The sequence below is a fragment of the Pedobacter africanus genome (assembly GCF_040548825.1).
GTDB lineage: Bacteria > Bacteroidota > Bacteroidia > Sphingobacteriales > Sphingobacteriaceae > Pedobacter > Pedobacter africanus_A.
In genome coordinates this window covers 928635-953818 of sequence record NZ_JBEPSL010000001.1, presented here as the reverse complement: position 1 = coordinate 953818, position 25184 = coordinate 928635, and the positions used below count along the sequence as shown (strand labels likewise).

Annotated in this window: 21 protein-coding genes; 5 read left to right on the top strand and 16 right to left on the bottom strand. The window is 42.5% G+C overall.

The annotated features are described in order from the left end of the window. Nucleotides 1–33 precede the first annotated feature (33 nt). Nucleotides 34–603 carry an RNA polymerase sigma factor gene (locus ABIE26_RS03845; protein ID WP_310139837.1) on the bottom strand — a complete coding sequence of 190 codons (570 nt, stop codon included), beginning with the start codon at nucleotides 601–603 and terminating at the stop codon, nucleotides 34–36. A gap of 100 nt (nucleotides 604–703) precedes the next feature. Between ABIE26_RS03845 and ABIE26_RS03840 the strand changes: the two genes are divergently transcribed. Beyond that, nucleotides 704–883 carry a hypothetical protein gene (locus ABIE26_RS03840; RefSeq protein WP_310139838.1) on the top strand — a complete coding sequence of 60 codons (180 nt, stop codon included), beginning with the start codon at nucleotides 704–706 and terminating at the stop codon, nucleotides 881–883. Nucleotides 884–1146: 263 nt separating this feature from the next. Here the strand turns inward: ABIE26_RS03840 and ABIE26_RS03835 are convergent, their stop codons facing one another. Beyond that, the gene (locus ABIE26_RS03835) at nucleotides 1147–1404 is read right to left on the bottom strand and encodes a zf-TFIIB domain-containing protein (RefSeq protein WP_310139841.1); all 258 of its coding nucleotides are present in this window, start codon (nucleotides 1402–1404) and stop codon (nucleotides 1147–1149) included. Between the two features lie 187 nt (nucleotides 1405–1591). Between ABIE26_RS03835 and ABIE26_RS03830 the strand changes: the two genes are divergently transcribed. From ABIE26_RS03830 to ABIE26_RS03820, 3 genes are read left to right on the top strand one after another with little or no spacing between them, the layout of a single operon-like run. Continuing rightward, nucleotides 1592–4042: a TonB-dependent receptor gene (locus ABIE26_RS03830; RefSeq protein ID WP_310139844.1), complete on the top strand. Its 2451-nt coding sequence runs from the start codon at nucleotides 1592–1594 to the stop codon at nucleotides 4040–4042. Nucleotides 4043–4052: 10 nt separating this feature from the next. Continuing rightward, entirely contained in the window at nucleotides 4053–5390 is a 1338-nt protein-coding gene (locus tag ABIE26_RS03825) for a PepSY-associated TM helix domain-containing protein (RefSeq protein WP_310139846.1), read from the top strand. Then, nucleotides 5387–5620 (top strand): hypothetical protein, encoded by a 234-nt coding sequence (locus ABIE26_RS03820; protein ID WP_310139849.1) that lies wholly within the window; start codon nucleotides 5387–5389, stop codon nucleotides 5618–5620. Before ABIE26_RS03825 ends, ABIE26_RS03820 begins: the two co-directional genes overlap by 4 nt. 75 nt (nucleotides 5621–5695) lie before the next feature. Here the strand turns inward: ABIE26_RS03820 and ABIE26_RS03815 are convergent, their stop codons facing one another. The 9 genes from ABIE26_RS03815 to ABIE26_RS03775 form a co-directional block, all read right to left on the bottom strand. Next, nucleotides 5696–7075 (bottom strand): thioredoxin family protein, encoded by a 1380-nt coding sequence (locus tag ABIE26_RS03815; protein WP_310139852.1) that lies wholly within the window; start codon nucleotides 7073–7075, stop codon nucleotides 5696–5698. Between the two features lie 18 nt (nucleotides 7076–7093). After that, complete coding sequence (locus ABIE26_RS03810) at nucleotides 7094–8257, bottom strand: TlpA disulfide reductase family protein (RefSeq protein WP_310139854.1); 1164 nt, start codon at nucleotides 8255–8257, stop codon at nucleotides 7094–7096. A gap of 26 nt (nucleotides 8258–8283) precedes the next feature. Further along, nucleotides 8284–9414, bottom strand: coding sequence for a TlpA disulfide reductase family protein (locus ABIE26_RS03805; RefSeq protein WP_310139856.1), 1131 nt, complete (start codon nucleotides 9412–9414; stop codon nucleotides 8284–8286). Between the two features lie 41 nt (nucleotides 9415–9455). Beyond that, a complete protein-coding gene (locus ABIE26_RS03800) occupies nucleotides 9456–10898 on the bottom strand; it encodes a RagB/SusD family nutrient uptake outer membrane protein (RefSeq protein ID WP_310139857.1) in 1443 nt (480 codons plus the stop codon). An 11-nt stretch (nucleotides 10899–10909) separates the two neighbouring features. Then, nucleotides 10910–14560, bottom strand: coding sequence for a SusC/RagA family TonB-linked outer membrane protein (locus ABIE26_RS03795; RefSeq protein ID WP_310139858.1), 3651 nt, complete (start codon nucleotides 14558–14560; stop codon nucleotides 10910–10912). A 256-nt stretch (nucleotides 14561–14816) separates the two neighbouring features. Next, nucleotides 14817–15899 (bottom strand): FecR family protein, encoded by a 1083-nt coding sequence (locus tag ABIE26_RS03790; RefSeq protein WP_310139860.1) that lies wholly within the window; start codon nucleotides 15897–15899, stop codon nucleotides 14817–14819. An 82-nt stretch (nucleotides 15900–15981) separates the two neighbouring features. Beyond that, nucleotides 15982–16545, bottom strand: coding sequence for an RNA polymerase sigma factor (locus ABIE26_RS03785; RefSeq protein ID WP_310139862.1), 564 nt, complete (start codon nucleotides 16543–16545; stop codon nucleotides 15982–15984). A 151-nt stretch (nucleotides 16546–16696) separates the two neighbouring features. After that, nucleotides 16697–16945 (bottom strand): hypothetical protein, encoded by a 249-nt coding sequence (locus tag ABIE26_RS03780; protein ID WP_310139864.1) that lies wholly within the window; start codon nucleotides 16943–16945, stop codon nucleotides 16697–16699. Between the two features lie 349 nt (nucleotides 16946–17294). Then, complete coding sequence (locus ABIE26_RS03775) at nucleotides 17295–18077, bottom strand: hypothetical protein (RefSeq protein ID WP_310139866.1); 783 nt, start codon at nucleotides 18075–18077, stop codon at nucleotides 17295–17297. A 145-nt stretch (nucleotides 18078–18222) separates the two neighbouring features. Between ABIE26_RS03775 and ABIE26_RS03770 the strand changes: the two genes are divergently transcribed. Then, nucleotides 18223–18690 (top strand): SRPBCC family protein, encoded by a 468-nt coding sequence (locus tag ABIE26_RS03770; protein ID WP_310139869.1) that lies wholly within the window; start codon nucleotides 18223–18225, stop codon nucleotides 18688–18690. Between the two features lie 20 nt (nucleotides 18691–18710). On the opposite strand, the gene ABIE26_RS03765 is transcribed toward ABIE26_RS03770, so the two are convergent. Genes ABIE26_RS03765 through ABIE26_RS03745 form a run of 5 tightly spaced genes read right to left on the bottom strand, consistent with a single transcriptional unit; the run spans nucleotide 18711 to nucleotide 25179 of the window. Further along, nucleotides 18711–19922 carry an aspartyl protease family protein gene (locus tag ABIE26_RS03765; RefSeq protein ID WP_310139870.1) on the bottom strand — a complete coding sequence of 404 codons (1212 nt, stop codon included), beginning with the start codon at nucleotides 19920–19922 and terminating at the stop codon, nucleotides 18711–18713. Further along, nucleotides 19912–21567 (bottom strand): S8 family peptidase, encoded by a 1656-nt coding sequence (locus tag ABIE26_RS03760; RefSeq protein ID WP_310139871.1) that lies wholly within the window; start codon nucleotides 21565–21567, stop codon nucleotides 19912–19914. The genes ABIE26_RS03765 and ABIE26_RS03760 overlap by 11 nt, the downstream gene beginning before the upstream one ends. 31 nt (nucleotides 21568–21598) lie before the next feature. Next, nucleotides 21599–22735 carry a TlpA family protein disulfide reductase gene (locus ABIE26_RS03755; RefSeq protein WP_310139873.1) on the bottom strand — a complete coding sequence of 379 codons (1137 nt, stop codon included), beginning with the start codon at nucleotides 22733–22735 and terminating at the stop codon, nucleotides 21599–21601. A 24-nt stretch (nucleotides 22736–22759) separates the two neighbouring features. Continuing rightward, a complete protein-coding gene (locus ABIE26_RS03750) occupies nucleotides 22760–23662 on the bottom strand; it encodes a hypothetical protein (protein ID WP_310139874.1) in 903 nt (300 codons plus the stop codon). An 11-nt stretch (nucleotides 23663–23673) separates the two neighbouring features. Next, nucleotides 23674–25179 (bottom strand): RagB/SusD family nutrient uptake outer membrane protein, encoded by a 1506-nt coding sequence (locus ABIE26_RS03745; RefSeq protein WP_310139876.1) that lies wholly within the window; start codon nucleotides 25177–25179, stop codon nucleotides 23674–23676. Nucleotides 25180–25184: the final 5 nt, after the last annotated feature.

Here is a 25184-nt window from a genome sequence, read left to right as displayed (position 1 = left end):
ATACCACTTAGGGTTATGCGACTATGATTTTTTTTAAAAAAAGATCAAAATAAATGCAGCACCCAAACGGGACTTCAGGAGTTTTAACGCCTTATGCATCTGATTTTTTACCGTTTCCTCAGAAACGCCCAGCCGTTGCGAAATCTCAGCTCTTGACAGTTGGGTTTCTCTGGAAAGCAGGAAAATTTCGCGCATTTTTTCTGGTAAAGCGTGGATTTCAGCATCAATCATTGCAGCCATTTCCTTACTCCTTACCAGGTGGTCGGCATTGTCTTCGCCCCTATCCAGGTAGTGTTGAAAACTGTCTATATACCTACCTTCAACTTTTCTGCGCGAGATCACATCAAACGCCCTGTTGCGTGCAGACACATATAAATAAGACGAAAGTGAGGAACTGAGTTTAATGGCATCCCGCTTAGACCAAATGGTAACAAATAAATCTGATACCAGATCCCGGGACGCTTCGCGGTCGCCAAGCATGCGTAAAGTAAAAGTATACAGCTTTGATTTATAGCGGTCCCAGATTTCGTTGAACGCAGCATGGTCTCCGTCTTTTAGCAGACCGGAAAGCGTTTCATCAGTATATCCAGCATAGTTCCCCATTGAAATATCTTTTTGAAAAGGTAAAAGACTGTCAATTATAACCATTTCTTGCGATATAAATTAAATTGCCTTGAGTAAATCAATATATTTGATAATAATAATGAAAGGAATTAATATGTGTGCAGTTAAATTTGTAAGAGTTACGGAACAAGGCTATCCCAAAGCCCAAGTGGTAAAAAGTGAAAAAAGCCACGCAAACGACCCTTATATCTTAACAAAGGTAGCAAAAGCCAAGACTATGCTTAGCCAGGTAAAGCTTCCTGCTCATTTAAACAAATAACTGCAGTCGAGTTATTTACAAATAATCCCGAGGTGTTTCCGGGGCTTTATACTTTAAAGTGTCAATGCCCTGTCTTCATCGCCCATTACTTTGTCCAATGAAAAAGTATAAACAGCAAATTTCATATACTCTGCTACCTTATCAACCGGCTGCCCAATATAGGTTCATTGCAAAGTTTTTTTGTGGTAAATGAAGCTAAAAGGGAGCTGGTATACCCTTTGAAAAATAAAGGCTAAAGCGCATATTGAAGCTGCTTTTGCCTTTTAGAAATCAAAAATATCTCCCAAAAAAGATTTTTTCTTGTGGTATGGTTTGGAATGACGCTCTTCATAACGGGGAGCATAACGATCCTGGTCTTTCTGATAATTGTCTTTATTGGAATAATGAGCAGCAGAGCGTTCAATGATCTTATCAAGTTCTCCGCGGTCAAGCCAAATGCCCCGGCAATTAGGGCAATAGTCTATTTCAATTCCATTTTTATCACTCATTAATAAGGTTTCATTACAGCTTGGACATTTCATACTTCGTCAATTTATATAAGTTTATTGTTTAGAAAACGCCTGGCAGGGACTTATGTTACACTTACAATTGTAACATTTGTAAAGGAATAAAGGGCAAAACTGATTTTGTCTTTGTTCACTCCTATTGCCAATATCAAAACTCTTCCTATATTTGTCATTATTTTTAATTAATCTAAATAAGTGGTATATGAGAATTCTTTACACTGCGCTCTCCCTGATAGGCCTTGCCCTATTTTCACCTGCAGCTTTTGCCCAGCTTACTTTAAGCGGTAAAATAACCGACAAAAACAGCAAGCCTATACCAGGGGCTACCATAAAACTTATCGAAAAAAAAATTGTTCAGGTAACCGATCAGGATGGAACTTTTGAATTCCCGGATCTTGCGCCGGGTACCTATAATTTTACCACTTCTTATATAGGTTACGATACCCGCAATACCCGCTTTAACCTGCAGCAGGGAAAAACGTATTTAATTGTGGTACTGCAGGATAAAGACAATGAATTACAGGGTGTAGAAATTACCGGCCGAAAGGAACAGGCTTACAAAAACACGAAATCCTTTTCCGGCACCAAAACAGAAACCCCGCTCAGATACGTACCACAGGCCATCAGCTATGTAACTAAAGAGGTCATAGACGACCAGCAAGCCTTTAAAGCCAGCGATGTGATCAGAAACATCAGCGGTGCAACCCATTTCTCTTATTATAACAACGACATCTCTTTACGCGGCTTCCGCTCTGGCAACGCCTTAATTAACGGCTTGCGTACCCCAACCAGCAGCTGGAGCCAACCCCTGCTGCCCAATGTAGAGCGTATAGAGGTCATCAAGGGCCCGGCATCCGCCTTGTTTGCCAATACCGATCCGGGCGGCACAGTAAACACTGTTACCAAAAAACCATTGGACGAAGCGCGCAAGTCTATCAATTTTGCTACCGGCAGTTACAATACAAACAGGCTGATGGCCGATTTTACAGGACCAATGAACGAATCAAAGACTTTGCTTTACCGCTTAAACCTGGCCTATCAGAATGCAGAATCTTTCCGTGTATTACAAGGTGGCGAGGATCTCGTTATTGCACCTTCCATTTCCTTTATCCCCGATGATAAAACACAGGTAAACTTTGATTTTGTATATTCTAAAACCAAAAGTCGTTTAGACAGGGGCCAGCCAATCTTTGATGCCACAGCTGGCACCAATCTTAATTCAACGCCCATTTCTTTCGCTATTGGTAAACGGAACGATTTTGAGAATGAGTTAAATATATATGTGACAACCTCTCTGCAAAGAAAGATCACTGACAAGATCACATTCAATGCGTCGTACATGAAGTTTCTGTACGACGAAGATTTGTTGGAACATAGAACCTCTAACAGCTATGCTTCGGATTTAGCGGGTAATCCCATCCCTACAAAAATGGGGATGATCACCCAACGCAGGCAGGCAAAAAATTACAATGATAACATTACGCTCTATTTTGTTTCTGATCTTAATACCGGCCCTTTAAAGCATAAAATAGTTACCGGTTATGACTATATTTTAAACATAAACCCGGTTGGAAACTCCAGTTATAATGCGTCCGGCTATCGCAAAACAAATGGGAATGTAGGTAATTACGACAAAAACAAACCTGGTGACTTTATTATGGAAAACGGTAATCCAAAACCAAACGTCCCTCACTTCGATTTGGTTAACCCAGATTACTCCATTTCCGAAATTTCAGGGTACATCAATACTTCTGTTGCACAGGCAGCTACTAAATATTACGTAAATGGCATTTACCTGCAGGACCAAATCTCCTGGGGCAAATTTCAAGCCCTGTTAGGACTCAGACAAGAATACTATACCGACGTATTAAACTATACCAAAAACAATGAGAAACGCGTGGAGCAAAAGGCTTTGATTCCCAGGGTTGGCCTGGTGTATACCCCCTTTGATCAGGTTAGTTTTTACGGAACGTATACCGAAGGGTACCAACCACAGGTTGCAGGAACAATAGGTGCACCTGAAATATATGGTGGCCCGTTTGATCCTTTGATCAGCAATATGTATGAAGTGGGGGCTAAGACAGAGTTTTTTGAAAAACGCTTGTCGGCCAATATTTCCTTCTACAGAATTGAAATGAACAATGTTTTAGCCCAATTAAGGCTAGACCCTGCCAAACCGGATCTATATTCAAATGTAGGGCAACAACGTTCAAAAGGTATAGAGCTGGATATTAACGGTTCCATTATGCCCAACTTCAGCGTTACAGCTAATTTTGCCATCAGCAGGGCCGAGACTACAAAAAGCGAAAAACCAGAAAATGTTGGCTTCCTAAATGCCAATGCGCCTAAGGCACAAGGCGGGCTATGGGCTAAATATACCTTCGTCAACCCCGATTTAAAAGGACTGGGATTGGGGGCGGGTGTCAATTACACTGGCAAAAGAAATACACTAAGCACATTGATCAACGGACTTGAACTGCCTGAATATACCCTGTTCAATGCCGCACTGTATTACAGCATTGATAAGTTCAAACTTTCTGCCAACCTCAATAACGTGTTCAATAAAACACATTGGGTGGGCGGATACGATTTTAACCGCTTATACCCTGGCGCACCACGTAACTTTATGGTGGGTATTGGTTATACTTTTTAGCATCTAAGCGATGAAACCGAACAGTAAGGAAAAGAAAAACCAGAACCTGCTCTGGAAAATACACCATTGGGCAGGTTTATACACAGGCATCATTATTGGCATACTCTGTATTACCGGGGCTATTGCCGTGTTTATTCCTGAAATAGACCTTTTCATCCAGAAACAGTATTATTCGGTTTCATCCTCTCCTTATACCACGCCCAGAATAGACAGTGCACTGGCCCAGGCCAAAAAAGATTACCCTAAAATGAGCGGTTTGCTGATAGATATGCCCGATAAGCCCGGGCAAACAGCCACCTTTAGTTTTGCCATAAAGGGAAAAGGTAAAGCCGACAGCAAATTTCATTTCCTGTTTGTTGATGCCGGCCAGGATAAGATTATAGGCAGCAGAGACCGGCAAAACTCGCTGGCCAACTACCTGCGGCAGATGCATGTGCGGCTGTACGAAGGCTTTTGGGGCAGACAGCTGGTGGGCCTGGCCGGCATTGCCTTTATTGTGCTTACCATTACAGGCATGCTCATTTACAGCAGCTTTATGAAAAAGCAGCCCTACCCCAAAATCCGTAAAAAAAATACCCGCATCCTGATGGCCGACTGGCATAAAATTCTGGGCATCAGTGCCCTGGCATTTAATTTTGTGATTGCCTGTACCGGGGCCTGGCTTGGGCTGCTGCCCAAGCTGATGCAGTGGTTTGGGGTAAAAGAACCCAGCCATTTTGAAGCCAGGGCAATCATGGATAAAAAAGAAGATGCAAAAACCACGGTACGTTGGGACCAGGTATTTAAAACCGTTAAAAAGGAATTCCCTGAATTAAAACCCGGTTACATGCGCGCTTCCGAAGACGGCTCGGCAAGTATAGAAGTACATGGCAGCATAGAAGGGCTTATTTACGAAAGGAACATCAATGCGCTGGTAATCTCCAAAACCTCTTACCAGCCTTTGTTTAAGTTCGACATCAGGCAGGCCTCTTTTTCCGATAAATTGTATGCCGTGCAGGAAGCCTTGCATTTCGGGGATTTTGGAGGCCTGGGCCTAAAAATATTGTATGCCATGCTGGGCTTAACCAGTGCCTTTTTATCCATCAGTGGTTTTGTGGTGTACCTGTACCGTACAGATAAGAAGAAGAAAAGAACCCTAAGCCCGTTAAAAACTACATTTATTTATACCGTATTGATTTTACTGGTACTCATCGTTATCGCAGTCATCAGCATGCTTATCGGTTACCGGCAAGCTGCATTTGTTGCCGCAATTATTGTAAACGGCACACTGGCCGGCTTTATTATGTATGCCATTGTACGCGCCATACTAAAGAAACTAAAAACCAAATCCAGCATTGCCCCCATATGAAAACATTCGCCTTCATACAGCATCAGTTAATTCCAAGGGCCCTTATTGCAGGCAATATAGCCGTTGTACACCTCATTTTCCTGTTGGCAAAAGCAGATTATGGCTACGTGTTATGGGCAACAGCCTGCTGCATTGTTATGCTTACTGCAGGAATTGTACGCGCCAGTAAATACCTGCTCATTGCAGGCATAACAGCATACCTGGCGGTGCTGCTCTTCCTTTCAATTTAGCCAATTTTTGATTGTGGCGAACCGGTAGCGGCCATCTGCGTTAGCAGCTGGCCGCTACCGGTAGTTATAAAACGCTTACCACAATTGCTCAGGAACCTCCCCCTTTTCCATCTGTGTAACATTGGCCAGCAACATTTTCTGTTTATCGCCGCCTTTGATAAAACCATCTTCACTTGCCACCTTCATCAGGGCTATAGCTTCCTGCTTTCTTCCGGTTTTCAACAATAAACCAGCATACACCGCTTTTGTAGAAAAATGAGGGAAATAGGTGTCGGCCAATTTTGCCCATTCAATAGCCTTAGCAAGCATTTCAGGATCATCTACTGTAGCATAAACAGCTTCTGCGGCATCCCGTAATTTGTACGATAAATCTACCATTTGCTCATTGGCAGCGATTCGCTGCATAGCAGCCCAACCTTCCACTTTGGTCGAATCTTGCTCCCCGCGTAAATAAGGCTCCCTCATTTTCTGGAACGCAGCTTTATCCGCAGCTATTTTTCCGGGAATATCCAGTTTCAGCAAACCCTTGTTCACATAATCTAAAGCCGCAGGAACTAATTTCTTTGCATTCTTAGTCCCCTTGTAATACCTCAGCGTCAGTCCTTTCAAAGTTGCATCCACTTCCTCGCGCTTCATCAATTCCATCACCTGCTTTTGTGCAGCCAGCATCACTGGCAACATTTGCGCTTTATTATTTTTAATGATCTCTGTATTGAAATACTGAAACATTCCGGCATCCATTACAGCCAATACGTAATTGTCTTTTTTGCCAATGAGCCCTTCTATCGAATCGTGATTTTGGATCACGTACTGATAAAATTTACCACCAGGCACAAAAGTCATGTTCGGATCGTAAGCAAATATCGCATCCATCAATTCCTTATTCCCAAGATCTTCCTTGCTCAATAAAGGAAAAGCCTCTTCCAGGATATCCCCATTCGGCACTTTAACCACCGACCTTTTTTTTAGATAGCCGATTAAAAAAGCCTTATCCCTTTTTCCGGCCCGGTACTCATCATCCCATAAAGCCAATGGTTTGGGGTCATGTTTTTCTTTGATCGCAACTCCTGCTTCCTTTAAAAAAACCGGTGCCGGATTATAGCCGCCAGAACGGTACACCAATATGCCATCTCCGTTTACAAACAAATAGGTAGGAAAAGACTTTACCCCAAATTTTTTGGCAATGTCAATACCTTCTCCTTTTTCTGCATCAATTTTATAATTAACGAAATTGGGGTTGAATACCTGCCCAACTTCGGCAAGCGGAAAAACCTCGGCGGCCATTTTTTTACACGGACCGCACCAGCTGGTATACACATCAACAAAAACCAATTTATCTTCAGCTTTGGCCTTGGCCAAAACTTCCTTCCAGGTACCGTGGTCAAAATTAATACCCTGGGCAAATAAAGCACCTGTACAAAACAACAGGCAGCTCAACAACAAATATTTTTTCATCTGATTTTTTAATTATAATTATTTACCAAAAAGAGCGCGCAGTTTGGCATCGATCTCCTCACCATCCCCCACATAACGTGCAACGATTTTGCCTTCCTTATCCAATAAAATTTTGGTTGGAAAGGCGCTTACGCCATAGGCACGAACTGCATCAAAAGTTTTGATGCCATCATTGTTCAACACTTGTATCCAGCCAATACCATCCTCTGCAATTGCTTTTTTCCAGGTCTTTAAATTGTCTGCTAACTTCTCGCTTTGCTCCTGTGCAATCCCCACGATTTCGAATCCCTCAGCTTTATATTTAGCATATAATTTCTTCAGGTGCGGATGGGAAGAACGACAAGGCCCGCACCAGCTTCCCCAGAAATCAAGCAGCACATATTTCCCTTTTAAACTCTCCAGATTTACATCTTTACCATTGATGTCTTTTTTATGGAGCGGAATTGCCTTTTTACCGATAGCCGTAGCTTCCATACTGGAAATTTTGCCTGCAATTCCTTTGGCAAAGGAGCTGTTTTTATGTGCCGCACCTAATTTGGTATAAGCTGCCTTTAAAGCTTCGAAACTCAAAGAATTTTGCATATTGGCAAGAAAGTACATACTAACCAGTGAGTTTGGATAGTTTTTCATAAAATCGAGCTGTAGTTTTTCCTCCTTTGCAGCGTTGACATCACGTATTTTAGAAGCCTGCTTAAAAACCAGTGAATCGGTTCCCGGCTTATAAGTATCAAATGCTTTCTTTAAGCTCGTCCAGGTTTGATGGGTTAAGGCATTTTGTTTAGCCTTAATCACCGCCCATTCCTGGTTCGCTTTTCCTCCGGTTACTTTTGCCATATACACCGTATTTGCATCCCCCTCTATTTGTATGCTTTCATTGCTGAGGAAGAAATTAAGTGAAGGACCCGGAATCATTCCACCACCATCGGTTTCAATTTGCGTTGCCGGATTCCGGCGGAAACCAAAGCTGGCCAGTGCCGTTCCGGAAACTTTACCTTTGAATAACATCCAACCGTTCAACACGGTATAGGCAGTATCTACTACATAACTATCTGTAGTGGGGTACGCCAGATATGGCGTATAATTTTTGCGGTTGCTTACTTTGACTTTCACCGTATAGCCTTGCTGTGCATAGCTGCTAAACAGACCAAAAACAAAGCATAGGGTCAAAAAATATCTTTTCATGACTTTAGAATTAGCTCAATACAGGATTAGTTTTTGATGAATTTAGCCAGTTCGCTTTCCAGTTCTTCGCCGCGCAGATTCTTAGCGATAATGGTACCATCAGGTCCAAGCAAAAAGTTCTGCGGAACGGCTTTAACATCATATAAAGCAGCAACCTCATTTTTCCAGCCTTTTAAATCACTCACATGGATCCAGGGTAAACCATCGGTTTCAATTGCCTTTAACCAGGCCTCTTTTTTATCATCCAGGGAAACAGCGATGATTTCAAAATTTTTGTCCTTAAACCTCTGATAAGCTTTAAGCACATTGGGGTTTTCAGCCCGGCATGGGCCACACCAGCTCGCCCAGAAATCAATCAGCACATATTTCCCTTTTAAAGAAGCCAATGATACCGGTACCCCGGCAGTATTGTTCTGGGTAAAACCAACAGCAGGCTGCCCGATATCAGTTTTTTTCGCAATTGCCAGGCGGGCAGCCAGGTCTTTCCCGGTATTGGTATTCTTCATCCGCGTACTGAGCAGATTAAAGAACGGCTCAAATTTAGATGGCTCTATTACGCCCCCTCTACCATTGATCAGGTTAAGGCTCACATAGGAATCCGGATGCTGGCGAATAAAATCATCCTCCACCTTATTCATGTCTACACGGATGGCACGCAACTGCGGGAAAAGTGCATTGGAAGCAGCTTCATTCTTTTCTTCGAACAGCCGGCGCATCTGCTCGCTCAGGGGCTTCATCTTATCCTCCAGGGGTTTCAATTGCGATTGTAGCAATAAATAATCTGCCTGTGCTTTGCCACCTTTAATCAGGGCAGTTTTAATGTTTGCTCCGGCAACAGTAAACCCAGCATTTTCAAGAAAGAAATCCTGTTCATCAACGGCCATCATTTCTTTATAGTTTGAAGGTGCTTTTCCTGCTTTTAGCGGCTTTAAAGTCAGATTAGCCTGTACAACTTCTCCCACTTTGCCTTGCAGTAAAAAACTCCCATTTTTGACAATGGCAGAATCTTTAACCATCTTGCCTTTGTCCCGATAATCCAGCAATACTTTTTGTCCGTTGTATTCCGGGGCCACTTTTCCTTTGATGGAAAAACCGTTTTGCGCATTTGCAGAAAAGGCAAGCAAGCCCATTACTGCGGTAATTAGTGTTTTTAACATATCTGTTTCGAATTATTTGATAAAAAATGGATGATTTATGCTTATAGGTTATTTTGCATACCTGGATTTTCATTGATTATTTTTTCCGGAAAACGCAGTACAAAACGCTCCGGGCGGAAAGTAAAAGTAGTCTTGCTTCCTGTATTCGAATACAGTGTATGGGTAAAAGTTTTAGTTCCGAAAAGTGGATCTACAGATAACCGCCGCATGTCGAACCAGCGATAGCCACTCATGGCAAATTCGCGCAGGCGTTCATCCATGATGTAGTTTAGCAAAGGCATCTTTTGTCCGGCGGTGGCAGCCGGAACAGCAAAACTTCCCGCAGGCATCCGCTTGCTGCGCAAGGCCTCAACATCAGCCCTAGCACCAGGCAAGTCGTTTGCCCGGGCCTTGCATTCAGCCCGCAGCAAATACAGATCAGGCACCACCACGCCAAATTGAATGCTGCCCGGTCCAATTTTCCGCAGCAATCCTGAAGGATACGCAGGACCGAAAAAAGCATCTGTAGAATAGAAATTTAACCGTAAATCTGCAGCGGTATATAAGTCGGCAGTTTTTTTATCTATTACCAGTTCGTTATTGGTAAAACTCCAATTGTTAAAAGCCTGCTTACCAAATACATTTTCCAGGTTGTTAGGTACTGTCGGATAAGTAGGTCCAAACAGATCAATGGGTAAAAAGTCGCCTCCCGTAGCAAAAGTGACATTATAATCGTAAAGCTGCACAGGAATTGCTGAATTTTTAATACCGTTCAGGGCAGCATCAAAATGAGGAATCGCTTCGTTAAACTTACCCATAAAAACGTACACTTTACCCAACAAACCTTCCGCAGCAGGTTTTGACATCCTTAAACGGTGCGTTGTTTTTTCAGGTAAGTCCGGAATTGAAGCCAGCAGATCGGCGAGGATAAAATCATAGACTTCCTGTACAGTTGCCCGGCTAAACTTATTCGCCGTTACATCGGCGTCTTTCACAATTGGGAAGCCCGGATCTGTAGCAGAGGTAGTCGTATTGTAAGGTTTACCAAAGTAATTGATCAGCAGGAAATAAGTCCAGGCCCTGCCGGCCATAGCCTCGGCCCGTATCGACATTTTTTGCTGTTCGGTACCATCCGTGGCATTGGGCACTTCGTTGATAATTTTATTGAAAGTATAGATATTTTGTAAGGGAACGGCAATTTCCGAGGGTTTCTCATCTGGTTCGTAAACCACATCGTCCCAGCGAAAAAGTCGCTGTGTTTTTAACTCGGCCCCACTAAAATAAGGTTCAACGGCAACCACCTCATCCCCCATCACTACCTGGGCATTTGCAGAAATGTTAACCAGGTCCAGGTTACTGAGTAACAAATTATAATCAGACACTTTTTGTGCGATCATTTTTCCTTTGGGAGTAATTTCCAGAAAGGATTTTTTACAGGATAAAATGATGGTCATCAGCAAGGCCAGTGTAACCCTGATCCTGATGTTTGTAGCTAAATTTTTCATTTCCGTGTGTATTAGAATTTTACGTTCAAACCAAATGATACCGCACCCTGGTTAACCAGCATGCTCCGGTAAGCAAAGGCTGCTTCCTGGAATTCAGGATCAATACCATCTTTATTGGCCTTCCACAACATCAGGTTGGAAACCTGAGCGCGAAAGGTAACCTGGTCTGCTTTAAGCTTTTTAAGGAATAAAGCAGGCAGGCCGTAAGACAAGGTAATATCCCGCAACTTCAGGTAAGAGGCACTAACCACATTGATATCGGCACGGGTGTAGTACCTGACATCCCTGCGGGTGTCACTTAGCGAACTATTGACCACAAAAGCCGGCACATTGGTGTGTAACTCATCTCCGGGCTTCTGCCAGCGATCAGCAAAATCTGCCCTTAAATTACCGCCCCTGAAACCACTTCCGGTACTCTGGCTTTCTACATTGATGTGCGACAATCTTCCGTTGTAAGCTTCATTAACATCTTTTCTCATGACATGGCCCAAACTGAAGACCATATTGGCACTCAGACCAAAACCACCATAGCTAAATACATTCGATAAGCCGCCATTCCATATGGGCTGGTAAGTTCCCATAAACCTGAGGTCATCCGGTTTGGCTACGTACGGAGTTTTGGTTATTGTACCGTCAGCCAGTTTGATCTGGGGGTCACCCATCTCATCCAATCCAACAAAACGGTAAGCAAAAACGGCAAATGCAGGATAATTGGCTACATAGTTATTATAAATCCGCTCACTGGCCTGGGTAACCGGTGTACTTAAATTAAGTTTGGTAATGGTATTCTTGTTATAGGCAATATTCAAAATGGTATTCCATTTGAATCGCCCCTGGCGGATGTTGGCAGAATTTAAGCTCAGTTCTATGCCCTTATTCTGCAAATCGCCAAGGTTACCGATGATACTGGAATACCCGGTAAAAATATTGGTTGGCAGATTGCCCAGCAGGTTACTGGTTTTCTTTTGATAGGCATCAATGGAACCGCCCAAACGATTTTCCCATGCGGAGAAATCAAGTCCAAGGTTAATGGTTTGCGTACTCTCCCAGGTAAGTTTGGCGTTGGATGCAGTGGCTATTCGAAGCCCCGCTCCACCAGGCAAAAAGTTACTCCTCTGCGTCTGCAAAATATCAAAAGAGGCCGCAGTACCAGGTACTGGTGAATTACCAGTGATGCCATAGGTTGCCCGTAAGGCCAGGGTATTTAACCAGGAAACTGGTGCCATAAAACCTTCCTGCCCCAGTAACCACTTCCCTCCTATGCTCCAAACCGGTTTATTCTGCGCCGATTTGTCCAGGCCAAACAGATTGCTCTTGTCTATCCGGAAACTGCTATTGATAGAATATTTGCGGTTGTAGGTATAGGCCATGTTGGCATAATAAGAAGAAAACCGGGTCTGGTATTCAGACTGGTTGAAAGCATCATCAGGCAACAAGCTTCTTCCAAAATTGTTGGGCATAAGCGGACCCGCTACACCGGTTACACCCAGGGTAGCATAATCTATTGAGGCATAAGTTTGCAGCAATTCATTATAGCCCCTAACGGTACTTCCATTCCTGGATTCCAATTGTTGTTGCGCTTCCTGCCCCAGTAATACACTTAACTGGTGTACATCTTGTTTCCAGCTGTTGTTGTAGCTCAATTGGTTCCTGATGGTCCAGTTTTGCTGATTCAGGTTGGTAGTGGTGTAACGCCCTCCGCTATTGGGTAAATAATAAACCGGGCTGGAAGTTGCATCGGGCGCTACGGTAAACTCAAGAAGTTCACTCCTGACCTTATAACTTTTGGTGTCCTCATAACGCTCTCCCTTTCCGCTACCTTTGATATAGCCATAGGTACCCTCAAATTTCAAACCTTTAACCAGGTTCACATTGAGACCTAAAATATTACGGCTCAGAATGCCATTATTTTTACTGTACCCATAATTGTACTCGTCCAATGGATTGTAATCCATGCTAATGCGGCTACGGTTTTGGAAGTCAATTCTGTTTTCTTCACTTAAAAACTGCATATAAGGCATGGAAATGTTATTTCCCGCAGCATCCCTGAACAATTGATAAGGATAGAATTTGTTATCGATCTCTATGTTCCGGTGGCTGCTGGTAATGGTATTGCTCAGATCGGTGATCAAGTTAAGCTGCACATATTTACCGAGGGAAATGTCTTGTCTGACATTGATTTTATAACTGTTGTTTTGCTCACCAGGACGGTTGCTGGTGGTATTGGTATAAGCTGCAGAACCGTAAAAAGTATAGTTGTTGCTACCGCCCGATAAAGAAAGCGTATGGTTCATTAAAGAAGCATTACGGTACCAAAGATCTTTGATCTGCTGGCGGTTATTGATTCCCGACAGACTGTCCAGGCTGGAGCTGGCTTGCGCTGCAGTGGTTAGTCCGCGGTACCTGTTGTATAAAATCAATTCATGAGGTGCAACCCCGGTACCTGAAGAGCCAAATTCAGCCACACTTTCCCAGGGATTGAGTACCGGGTCAAAAAGTTCTGTAGCAGCCTGTATAAATTGCCGGCTGTTTAAGGTAGGCAAATAGTCCAGATCGGGCTTCCCCTGAAAATTCATGAAAGCATCATAGTTTACCCGTATGCGGTCGCCTTTGAGTCCTCTTTTAGTGACGATAACGATGACCCCATTGGAGGCACGTGCACCCCATATGGAAGCAGCAGTAGCATCTTTTAAAACGGTAACGTCGGCCACATCCTGAGGATTAACAGCAGACAAATCGTCCAGCGCAATGCCATCCACCACAAACAACGGGCTCCTATTGGTACCTACATAAGCTCCAAATTCATTATCTGCCGGAATACCAACGGTAGATAAACCACGGATCAGGAATGGGCTCTGACTTGCACTTGGTGCGTTGTTTACTGTTAAGCCGGCTACAAGGCCATCCAGTCGCTGTAAAATATTCATGCTACCAGTCCGGCTTTCAATGATACTCATATCAGGTTTGGCAAAAGACCCCGCACTGCGCTCTTTGGAAAGGGTTTGGTAACCGGTATTGACCGTAACCTTCACTTCAACCAGCTTGCCTGACTGCAAATCCATCGAGATGTCTCCCAGGTCTTTAGCAACCTTCACACGCCTGGGCATATACCCGATATAGGAAATCATGAGAAAGGCATTTTCATCTACATTCCGGATTGAAAATTCTCCCGAGGCATTGGTTACCCCTGCAACTTTAAACTTCTTAGCCATCAGGTTCAGGCCATCTTCCTGAACAAAGCTCACCTCTTCTGCTTCCTGCATAATGAATATGGTGGCCCCGGCAAGTGGCTTTCCTTCTTCGTCCAGCACCCGGCCTTTGACATCAATGGTTTTGAAAATCTCCAGGACTTTATCAATCAGGGAGGATTCCTTAGGTTTAATAATGATGTTCCGGGAATCAATAGAATATTCTATCGGATGCCCTTTTACAACCAGATCGAGCACAGTTTTCAGGCTTACATTTTTAAAATCTACATCCAGTTTTCTATTGACATTGACTTTTTCATCTGCATAAAACACATGATATCCGGTCTGTTTCTTGATTTCAGTGAAGATATCAGTTAAGCTGGCAGCTTTCTTGCTGTAGTTGAGTCGCTGCGCAAAACTAGCTGCATTTACTTGCGCAAGTGTGAGGATCATTATGAAAGTAGCTAGTTTCATAATTAAAAATAGTTTAGCAGGCAGCCTAAATCTAGGCATACCTGAATTAAAAGCATTTTTATTCATACTTTTGAATGGTTTGAGTTGATCGTGAATAGTTGGTCTATTTTTATCCTTACCGGCATCTGCCCCTAAGGAAGGGTTTGCTCAAACTTCCGCCGGATTGTGTACCACCACTTTCCGGCTTTTTTTAAGCTAACCGCCGCTTTGGCTCAGGGTAAATTTTTCTTCATAATGATTTGGTTTAGGTTTTGGTTTATAATACTTGAATTTGCCGGCCTGTTAATTTAAACCGGAGGGTTCCCGCTTGCTCGAGGGCACTTAAAACACCTGAAACATGGTCATAACGGGATAGTGATCCACTAAAAGTGATATTTTTAAGCTCCGGATGGGCATATACTACTGTTAAGTCGTACCAGCGAGCAATTTTTTGCATAATTTGATATAGGGGTTCATTTTTACACGAAAATTCCCCGTTTTTCCAGTCTATCGCATCTTCCGGATTTACTTTTCGAACTTGCATCCGGCCATTTTTTAATATGGATTGCTCACCCGGAGCTATGGTTGTCTGATTAACCCGCACAGCACCTTCCAGCAAGGTTGTTTTAACATTTTCTTCATCGGCATAGGCACTAATGTTAAAATGGGTTCCCAGAACCTGTACTTCCTGCTTTTCGGAAGACACCACGAAAGGTTGTTTTCTGTTCTTAGCTACCTCAAAATAGGCTTCCCCACTTAGTATCACCTTACGTTGACCCGCACCGGTAAAGCTGGACGGAAATTTAAGGCTGCTTTCTGCGTTGAGCCATACTTTGGTACCATCAGCAAGGCTAATCTGGTAGGTTCCGCCACGTGGTGTGCGGATCACGGCCATTTGACTTGCGGAGATACTCACTGCCGTACCATCGGCATACGCCAGCTGCCCCGCCTTTACAATTACACTTTTCTGATGTTCGCTTAAGTTAATGACCTTACCGTCTTCCAACATCAGGATAGCCTTATTTCTGCCCGGTGCGATGTCAGTCGTATAACGGGTAAGCCGGGAACTTTTATCCTGAACACGAAAGAACCAGATACCGGCCACGAGCAGGGCTACTGCCGCCGCAGCTACCGGGATAAGGGACCAAAGTCTGACTGACTTTCGCCCTGCAGGAAAAGCACCTGTTGCAATATTGCTCCAGATTTCCTTTTCAATGCCTTCTAAATCTGTTTTACCTCCGGGAAGGTTTTTGGTGCCGAGTGTATGGATGTACCAGCCTTCGACCAGGATCTTTTCTTCCGGGGTACATTCTTTATTCTCATATCTGGTTAATAATGCCTTAGCTTCCTGGTCTGTCATGTTCAGTAGTTATAAAAATAACATTCGTTATATGGGTATAACTAACAGCCTGCTAAAAAGGGGTAGAAAAAACTAATTTTTTTTAAAAAAAATAAGATTTTAGTCTCGTACGCAGAATTTTAAGTGCGTTATAAATTTGTTTCTTCACGGTTTCCTCAGACAATTGTGTTGTCTCGGCAATTTCTTTACGGCTCAGGTTTGCTTTGCGGCTCAGTTCAAACACTTCTCTCATTTTGGGTGGCAGGCTGGCGATTTCCTGATCAATTTGCCGCTGCATTTCATTTTCCAGTACCTGATTGTCGGTTACATACTCTCCCGCATTTACATACTCCTGAAAGCTACTGATGTAATTGATTTTTAACTTATTACGGTTAATATATGTAATTACGGCATTCCGAACCAATGTGTATAAATAAGGAGCTATATTGATTTGCTGAAAATTCAATACCCCGATCTGAATATACAACTTGGTAAAGGTATCCTGTACAATGTCTTTAGCCTGCTCATTGTCCTGAAGCATTTTACGGGCAAAGCCATAAAGCACCGCCCAATAGCGCCTGTAAATTTCTTCAAATGCAGCCTTATCCTGCTGATCGAGCAGGTTGGCAAGTTGTACATCTGTCAGTAATTTATAATCGCCTTTCATTCAAACAGCCGAATCGATAGGAATATCCATTTTTTTGGGCTTAAATTTTCAAGTTTGACAAGTTAGCCCTCTTTTCCTATTTAGACCTGCCTCTCAAAGATAATGGAATTTCCATGGTTTCTCAAAGTTATTCAATTATAACTACCATAGTCTACGACATATGTTCTTCTATGTTATTCATCTGTACTTCCAATTCGTTTACTGCCCTTTGCATCATCAACAGCCCTGCCTTGGTGGTCCTGTATCCGTTTGCTTTAAAGATATTCATCAGCCCCATAATGTTGGTAACCGGTGCCCGAAAATGGTGTGAATGGATATAAGCTATGGCCTTCAATGCATACTTAAACTCCTGTTCCATACGCACCGGGATACCTTCAAGTGCCTTGTTGTAATTTTGCATAAAGCTTGATAATTGATCTTTATGTAAAAGCCGTGATACCTTTGTACCTACTTTTATATTTACCTTACAGTACTTTTTTGCAAAAGCCTCAGCAGCCCTGTTAAAATCAATTAACCGGCAGTCAGTGCCTATAAGCAGGTGGATTACGCCTGAGCTCTCAAAAAAAGAGCGTAATTTATTTTGAGCACTTCTGGCTTCAGTCTTTAAATCTGTTATTTCCTGTAGCTCACTGTTTAAAAAATTCTGCATAATCGCTTATTAGTTCAAGGCATTTCCTTCACTACAACAGATTAGGTAACAGTAAGTTTCATTTTAAATATTTATATGCCCAGATAGAATGTAATTATTCCTACATTTCTTCAATAGACCGATGGCGATTTTTTAAAACACTAAGGATGATAACTATAAACAGGATTGCGGCTACCACATAACAGGTATAAATAATGGATTTGGGCCCGTTATTATTGACATTTGAGACAGAAATGGCCAGTAAGGCCCAGATACCTACAGCGGCACATTCGCGCAGGTTTCGCATCCTGACCATAACTATATTTACCAGGCCTGCTGTACAAATCATAATGATCGTCCAGGCAGCAGCAGAGATTCCCCATCCACTCCATCCAGTTTTTGTAAGGAAAGCAGCTATATTGGCAATAAGCGCCACAGAAATCCATCCAAAATATATAGCAAATGGCCAAAAAATAAAAAGGTACCTTTTAAAAGGATGCTTATCCAGCTCCATTCTGGTGTTCACAACAATCTTTGCTAAGGAAACAAGAATAACAACCATAATTAAAACCGACAAGGCGGTGTATTCATATAACCAGGAAATGACCCATAATGAATTTGCACAACTGGAAAGCACAAACCACCAACCAATTTTCGTAAGTATTGGATCGTCGTTGTCTTTTTTAAACGCATGACGTCCTGTATAAATCACAAACGCAATCAGCCCAGCATAGATAAGCCCCCAGATAGAAAAAGCAAAACCGGCCGGAGTGAAGTAATTGAAATATTTATCTGACACCGTTTTCATGGTATTGCCATTTAACAGCCCGGTATTTGACAAATAATTAACTGCAATGGTAATAATTAAAGCTATACCGTTTATTAACGCAAGTGTTTTTTTCATAATTCGTTTATTTAATGGCTGCAAAATGTATGCCTGTCCATACAAAAATTAGTATACAAAAATACTATTATAATTTTACACACGCTATTAATTTAATATTATAGTATATTTATAAACTAATACATTTTCAGTACAGCATCAACTTATGGGAAAAATTTATCAGCTTAAAAGGGAGCAGCAATTACATTGTGACATTCAAACTGCCTGGGATTTCTTTTCTTCCCCACACAACCTGTCGCGCATTACGCCTGAAGAGATGGGCTTTGTTGTATTGAGCAATCTGCCTGAGGCCGGGATCTATAAAGGAATGATTATCGATTATACCGTTTCTCCTGTGCTGGGTATCCCACTGCGGTGGCAAACCGAAATTACAGCAGTAAACCATCAAAAAAGCTTTACCGATTTTCAGAAAAAAGGCCCGTACAAATTGTGGAGGCACCACCATGAATTTATTCCAAACCAGCTAGGGGTTCTGATGATAGATACAGTAGATTATGAGTTGCCCTTTGGCTTTATTGGTAAAATAGCACATGACCTGATGGTAAAGAAAAAATTAAACGCAATTTTCAACTTCCGCTATCGGGTACTGGAAGAGTTATTCAATTCTGCTTAAGCGATTCCATAAAAGTAAGTTTAATAACTGGTACCGTACTCGACATTAGGAAGTATAACCGACCTTATCTTGCCTTTATCATCTAAAAACTTCAGTTTTAACTCCGTCATTTCTTTAACCCTCTTGTCCTTCTCTTCCAGTAAAATCTCACAAACCTCTTGCTCATTCAGGTTTTCTACCTTCTTATTACCGTACTCAATAATCTTATACCCAGCCTTAAGCCCTGCCCTTTCAGCAGCTGAGTTTTTCCATACGATACCTACAAAAAAGTTATTCCCTTCCATTTTAAGCTCAAAACCCACAGTTTTTTCGGCTAGCGCTATTGTATTTGGAACAAGAGGCTCAAAATAAAAGCGTTCATTGATGAAATCCAGTGTAACTTTGCCATACTTTAACAGCTGCACACCCAATAAAGAATAGGTATGATTTCCAGTGTTACTAAAAGGTTTTTTAATTATAGCCTTGCCAATGCTAAATTCATCAAATTTCAATTTAATTTTTTCGCTTTCCGCTTCAGTACCCGAAGCAACTTTTGAAATTGCCCCATAGCCTCTGGCCACAACATAGGAATCCAAGGATGTTGTCTTATTGACATAACTATAGGTTTGTCTCGCAATGCTGTACAAACCACCCGTCATGCCCGTATCAAACAACGCTTTTTCCATAAAGACTTTTCCAAACTTCACCTCCACCATGGGTGAGTTCTGTGCTTTCAGCAGCGTCATTTTACTTACAAACTGCTCATCCAGATGCAGTAGAGCCGCCGCCCCCGCCACAATAAACAGTTTATTTTGCAGGTCTATCTGTAAAACCTTATGCTTGAACATATCTGCACCTAAAAAGCCTGTTATATCCATACAGGCCAACTGAGGAATGCTTTTGCGCATATCAAATACAGTCACAGGCACATCACTTAACTTTAAGTTCCCAAGTTTTAATGAGGGAATAACTGTCCCGCTCATTTCAGTTGTTTTACTACTGGCGTCTGTTACAACTTTAGCTGAGCCTAAAACCAGGTGGAGTTCCTGTTGTAATTCCTTCGAAATTAATGTAGGTGCTCCGGTATCAAAGAAGAAATTACGGGGCTTACCCATTATATCTACCTTAACAATGATCATATTGTTCCGGTATTCAAAAGGGATAGTATCTGGCCTGATGGCTATATCCTGACCATAGCAACATGTAAAACCCAGCAGCATAAAAAATACTGCCAGGTAAACTTTATTTTCCATAAGTATTGGCCAGTTTTAAGGCTTCATAGGCATTCACAATTCCTCCGGTGGCCGATAGTGTGGCAAAAGGAACTTCAATTGGATCTTGCGCCCCCGGCAGTAGGGTAACACCCGACACCCTGGTAACCGATTTAAGCAGGATTTCTTTTAGCTGAAGGTAAGTTAATTTTGGAAAACGCGACCAAACCAGTGCAGCAGTACCTGTCACAACGGGACTAGCCATGCTTGTTCCGGGTAAAAACAAATATTCATTATTGGGTACAGCAGAATAGATATCAACCCCTGGAGCAAACAGATCTACCGTATTTTTGCCGTAATTGCTAAACTGAGCGGCCTTCCCTTCCGCCGTTGATGCACCTACAGTAATCACATTTCCAGCTTTTTTACCATCTAAAAAAACAGCGTCCGGAAAAGTTTTGTCTACATCCAGGTCTTTTGCATCATTACCAGCCGCCTTTACAATAAGTACCCCTTTTTTCTCAGCATATCTGAACGCCTCATCTACCCATTGTTTCTGAGGTGAAAAAGGTTTGCCAAAACTCATATTGATAATTTTAGCACCATTGTCCACTGCATAGTAAATGGCATTGGCAATATCTTTATCGTATTCATCTCCATCTGGTACGGCCCGGATCGCCATGATAGAAACGTTATCGGCTATGCCATCCAAACCCAGTCCGTTATTCCGCTCAGCAGCTACAATACCAGCCACATGCGTTCCATGTTTCGCGTTGGGCAACAGTAAGGTATTGTTACCATAATACCGGTTGACGTTTTTTGTAAAATCATCGCCCATCAAATCCCGGTTATCCGTTACAGATTGCTTTGCGGTCAGGTACTCCTGCTGGTTAGAAGCAATCATATCATCCGAAAACTTTTGCATAAAAGGCCCCAGCACAGTTGTATCGGGTACTTTCTTATACATCACGGCCATCATCACTGCCGCCTGGGCATACATGAACATGCTGTCTGTCGGTTTATAACCCGCATAATCTACCATATGCAATACCTTTCCCGGATTTTTTTGCTGAATTTCTGCCACGAGTTTCTTATTCTCTTCGGCCAATCGCTTTACCACTATAACCGCAAATTCCTTACTGCCTAGTGCCGATTTAGTAACCACCGAGCGGAAATAGGCATATTTTGGATTTTTGCGGTAGTCATCAAAAGAAACGTTGATGTACCTGTCTCTTAAACGCAGGTACTCTCTGTCGGCCTCCAGGTTTGTTTTAACCACATTGTGCTTTCCGTCGGCAGTTCCCAGAAAATTCCAGCCATGGACATCATCTATATAACCATTGTTGTCATCGTCCTTGCCATTTCCTTTGATCTCCTTTTCGTTCGTCCAAAGCATATTTTTCAGATCGGCATGCGCCGTATCTACACCGGAGTCTATAATGGCTACAACCAGCTTTTTCTTTGCCTTGTTTTTTGGAAATGCATGGTAAGCCCTATCCAACGCTATACCATACACGCTATCTTTCTCAAAAGAAAGATGCTCCCAGTTTTTCCGCGGAACCGGCTTTCCGGCTTTTTCTGCGGCTGCATCTCTCATGCCTGGAGTTGGGACAACAACCTGTGCATCCACATTCAATATATAACCTGCGCTTAATGCTAAAACGACATATAGTTTCGAAAACTTCATCTTGATTTGGTTCTTTTATAATTGTACTTTGTTAGTTGGCGATTGTTTTCAGCAGCATTTCTTTAAAGCCAGCCTTACTTGGGTAAGGCCCATAGGAATCTACAAACCGCCCTTGCTTATCAATAAAAATGTACCGGGGCATGGTATGGAGCACCAGTTTTTGTTGCAGGTTATCTTTTTCATTTTTGTTACGTACTGAGAGCAACTGAATACCTTCAAGTTTGTGATCATTAACGAACTTTTTCCATTCTGTTACAGCATCGGCCTGTTCCCAACCTATAGTTATGAACACCACATCATTGCGGTCTTTCATTTCTTTTTTAAAGGCATCAAAATAAGGCATCTCTTTGATGCAGACACTGCACCAGGTAGCCCAGACATCAATAATCACGGCTTTACCTTTAAAGTCAGAAAATTTTACCATTTTACCGTGCTGATCCGGCAATTCAAAATCCGGCATAGGTTTACCTGCCATTATTGGTGAATACAAAGCTTCCCACTCATTCACCTTCTTTTTAAAGGCCTCATCTTTAGACAGCCTGTTTACCGCCCTGATCAGATCAATCATCTCCGGATCCATCATGTAACGGCTGTTCCTGCTGGAAATGCTCATTCCAACAAAATCACTTTTCAACTCCTCGTTGGTTAAATGGGTCAAAGCATACTTCGATTGATCAAACATGGTCGGCTCCGCTTTTCCCAAACGATAATGCAGCAAGGCCACATAGGCATTAAAAAAATTAGAGAACTCACTGGTTTGTTTGTTATTTTGAAATAGCGGGTCATTGATGCTCAAGACATCCAGTAATCCGTAAAAACTTTGCGGCACTACCGATTTGTCTTTTTGGTTCCTCAAAAAACTTCTTCGGGCAGAGAGTTCTGCAAAATCAGCGAATACCTTATTTTCAATGGCCCTTAAGGGTTGTTGTTTAACCAGCTCCGCTGCCTTTTGCCGGCAATTCAAAACCTCCTTTTCAAAATTCTCCAGGCTGATGTCAGCTTTCCAAAACAATTCGCTGTTCCAGGCTTTTAAAATTTTCCTTTTCAAGGTATCAACGGCCAGATACTCCTTTTGTTCAGAAAGGGCAATATCAGGTTTTAAACTATGACCCAGCACCATTCCCCAGGAAAGAACGCTAAAAGAAGCTGTTATGATTATTGATTTCATTTGTGTGTTTTAATTATATTTTAGTTAGGGTACCAGCACTGCATCTCCTATGGCCTGCAGGTCAACATTATAAACCATTTTATAATAGTTGATCACCAGGTTATATTTTTGTTTTACCAGGCCTTTGGTATCATTTGCCGGTTTCAGAATGGTATTGTCCAGTGTTGCTTTAGAATTATTGGTGATGGCCTTCACATAGGTTCTGAGGTCATACAACGCGGGGTTGTTTTGGGACTTTGCCCTGGTATCTAAAAACCCGTTTGCATACATTGTTGATTGGGAAACCGTCAGCGTATAATTACTAACCTGGGCGAAACCACTTGCCATGCCAACCTTACCCGTGCTAAACATGTAATTCCAATATTCAATATGCAGATCTCCCTTAAAAAATGCTTTTTGAGGTAATGTCATCGCATCGAATGAAGCTGAAAAATTACTGATCGTAATGTGATAATACCCTAAAATCGTATTCGGAAAGGTTCCGGAAGTGAGTCCGGTATTGCTTAAGGTATAATCTGAAGTGTTTGGGTTTACCAGCCTTTTTAGATTTTTGGCCAAAAGTACTTTAAAAGGCAAGGTCCTTTTCAAAAATGTATCCGGATAAAGGTTCAACCAGTTTTTCTGCATAAAGGGCAGAACTTTTGCCACAGCTGCTTCATCGGCCTGTTCGCATGAAAATTTTGTACTGAATAAATTATCTGTACCCACAGCAGCTGGTACCCATGCAAAATCTACTGCAGGGTTAAATTTGTAAAGAAAGTAGCTGCCATAGTTTTGATAAATGTTAACCAGGTCGGTATCAAAGGCATTGCTACCTTGCGGAAGTTTGTATTCAATCTTAGCGTCACCAGGCTCCAACACCTCTTTTTTCTTGCATCCCGATGAAATTAATCCCAGGAAGACTATAATTAAAGCTATATTTTTCATCTATCTAAAGTTTAGGGGTTTTGAACAAGTTCAGCGTTGGCACGCATCGCCGTTTGCGGAATTTGCAGGGTAAACTCACTGTCGCCGGCTGAAATCGTTTTTGTATCTGTTCCAGTGGCCGATAGCTGAATTGAGTGGCTAACCGGCAGGTTCCACCTTCTCAGGTCAAACCATCGCTGATCTTCAAAACACAACTCCCTGCGACGTTCGGCTTTGTAAAACTCAAACAACGCAGCAGGATCGGTGATGTTGATGTTCTGGAATTTAGCTGTGGTAATGCGTTTGGAGCGCAACAAGTTCAGATCGGCCAGCGCCTCGCCCAGCCCCTGTACACTTCCCGCCAAGGCTTTTTGTATATTGGCCTCCGCCCTGTTCAGATAGGCCTCAGAAACCCTTAAAGCCTTGCTGTTTTGTATAATAGCAGTTAAGGATCCGTATTTAAAACCATAATATTTGTACCATGTCAAAACGCCTGTATTCTGGTTGTACTGCCCCGCAAAACTGAAATACAGGACATTTCTTCTATCATCAGTTTCATAAGAGTCAGAAAGCGCTGCCGATACGGTAAAGGCTCCTTTTTCAAACAAAACCCCCGGCACACCCGCACCCAGTGCCGCACCGGAATAATCGCCATCAAATCCATATCCCCAGTATACCTCGGGGCTAACCAGCGCATTGACCATCTGGTAAGCTGGGCTTGCTTCATTAAAGCCCGATGGTGGATTAGCTGCTACTTCATTCAGGTTTTTCAGACTCGACTTAACGGCCAGTGCCCTGGTCGCATAATCTATACTCTTGTCCCACTGCTTTTCGTATAAATATACTCTTGAAAGCAGCAGACAAGCTGCACCTGCACCGGGATGGTAAACATTAGAAACAGGGCTGGTACCTAACAAAGCATGGGCATCCAACAGATCTTTTTCTACCTGGCTGTAAACCTGCGCAACGGTTGCCCTTTTGATCAGGTCCCGGGTCACATCCGAGCTTAACACCAAAGGCACCCCTAAATCAGTCTCCGGATTGCTGCCATTTGCAGCATAAGCTTTACCATATAAATTAACCAGATTAAAATAATAAAACCCGCGAAGAAACAATGCTTCTCCTTTAATTTTGGCCTTTTCGGCAGCAGTTCCCGATACTTTATCCAGGTAATCCAATACAACATTACACCCTTTTATTCTGGCATAATAAGTCGTATAGCTGTCACTTCCCGGTATTCCGGAAACCGGCATATCTTCAAACATGGTTTTCTTCCACAAAAAGGCAGAAGACCATCTGGATAATGCGGCAATCTGGAAGGGATCGTTCAGGTAATTGGCCTCCACGTCATCTGTAATCACATCCATATACGTGTGGAAGCGGTCTGTCAATGGAAAACCTTCACCCAATAGTGTTTGGGCCAGATCGGATGCAGTACTGGGCCGCAGCAAATTCTGATTGCTTTCTTCCAGGAACTTTTTACAGGAACCCAGGATCAGGGTAAATGAGAGCAAACCTAAGCTTATATATTTTTTCATAACTA

What these genes read in the sequence shown, in the direction of transcription:
- ABIE26_RS03845 (WP_310139837.1), bottom strand. Translation starts at nt 603, where the DNA reads ATGGGGAACTATGCTGGATATACTGATGAAACGCTTTCCGGTCTGCTA.
- ABIE26_RS03840 (WP_310139838.1), top strand. Translation starts at nt 704, where the DNA reads ATGAAAGGAATTAATATGTGTGCAGTTAAATTTGTAAGAGTTACGGAA.
- ABIE26_RS03835 (WP_310139841.1), bottom strand. Translation starts at nt 1,404, where the DNA reads ATGAAATGTCCAAGCTGTAATGAAACCTTATTAATGAGTGATAAAAAT.
- ABIE26_RS03830 (WP_310139844.1), top strand. Translation starts at nt 1,592, where the DNA reads ATGAGAATTCTTTACACTGCGCTCTCCCTGATAGGCCTTGCCCTATTT.
- ABIE26_RS03825 (WP_310139846.1), top strand. Translation starts at nt 4,053, where the DNA reads ATGAAACCGAACAGTAAGGAAAAGAAAAACCAGAACCTGCTCTGGAAA.
- ABIE26_RS03820 (WP_310139849.1), top strand. Translation starts at nt 5,387, where the DNA reads ATGAAAACATTCGCCTTCATACAGCATCAGTTAATTCCAAGGGCCCTT.
- ABIE26_RS03815 (WP_310139852.1), bottom strand. Translation starts at nt 7,075, where the DNA reads ATGAAAAAATATTTGTTGTTGAGCTGCCTGTTGTTTTGTACAGGTGCT.
- ABIE26_RS03810 (WP_310139854.1), bottom strand. Translation starts at nt 8,257, where the DNA reads ATGAAAAGATATTTTTTGACCCTATGCTTTGTTTTTGGTCTGTTTAGC.
- ABIE26_RS03805 (WP_310139856.1), bottom strand. Translation starts at nt 9,414, where the DNA reads ATGTTAAAAACACTAATTACCGCAGTAATGGGCTTGCTTGCCTTTTCT.
- ABIE26_RS03800 (WP_310139857.1), bottom strand. Translation starts at nt 10,898, where the DNA reads ATGAAAAATTTAGCTACAAACATCAGGATCAGGGTTACACTGGCCTTG.
- ABIE26_RS03795 (WP_310139858.1), bottom strand. Translation starts at nt 14,560, where the DNA reads ATGAAACTAGCTACTTTCATAATGATCCTCACACTTGCGCAAGTAAAT.
- ABIE26_RS03790 (WP_310139860.1), bottom strand. Translation starts at nt 15,899, where the DNA reads ATGACAGACCAGGAAGCTAAGGCATTATTAACCAGATATGAGAATAAA.
- ABIE26_RS03785 (WP_310139862.1), bottom strand. Translation starts at nt 16,545, where the DNA reads ATGAAAGGCGATTATAAATTACTGACAGATGTACAACTTGCCAACCTG.
- ABIE26_RS03780 (WP_310139864.1), bottom strand. Translation starts at nt 16,945, where the DNA reads ATGCAAAATTACAACAAGGCACTTGAAGGTATCCCGGTGCGTATGGAA.
- ABIE26_RS03775 (WP_310139866.1), bottom strand. Translation starts at nt 18,077, where the DNA reads ATGAAAAAAACACTTGCGTTAATAAACGGTATAGCTTTAATTATTACC.
- ABIE26_RS03770 (WP_310139869.1), top strand. Translation starts at nt 18,223, where the DNA reads ATGGGAAAAATTTATCAGCTTAAAAGGGAGCAGCAATTACATTGTGAC.
- ABIE26_RS03765 (WP_310139870.1), bottom strand. Translation starts at nt 19,922, where the DNA reads ATGGAAAATAAAGTTTACCTGGCAGTATTTTTTATGCTGCTGGGTTTT.
- ABIE26_RS03760 (WP_310139871.1), bottom strand. Translation starts at nt 21,567, where the DNA reads ATGAAGTTTTCGAAACTATATGTCGTTTTAGCATTAAGCGCAGGTTAT.
- ABIE26_RS03755 (WP_310139873.1), bottom strand. Translation starts at nt 22,735, where the DNA reads ATGAAATCAATAATCATAACAGCTTCTTTTAGCGTTCTTTCCTGGGGA.
- ABIE26_RS03750 (WP_310139874.1), bottom strand. Translation starts at nt 23,662, where the DNA reads ATGAAAAATATAGCTTTAATTATAGTCTTCCTGGGATTAATTTCATCG.
- ABIE26_RS03745 (WP_310139876.1), bottom strand. Translation starts at nt 25,179, where the DNA reads ATGAAAAAATATATAAGCTTAGGTTTGCTCTCATTTACCCTGATCCTG.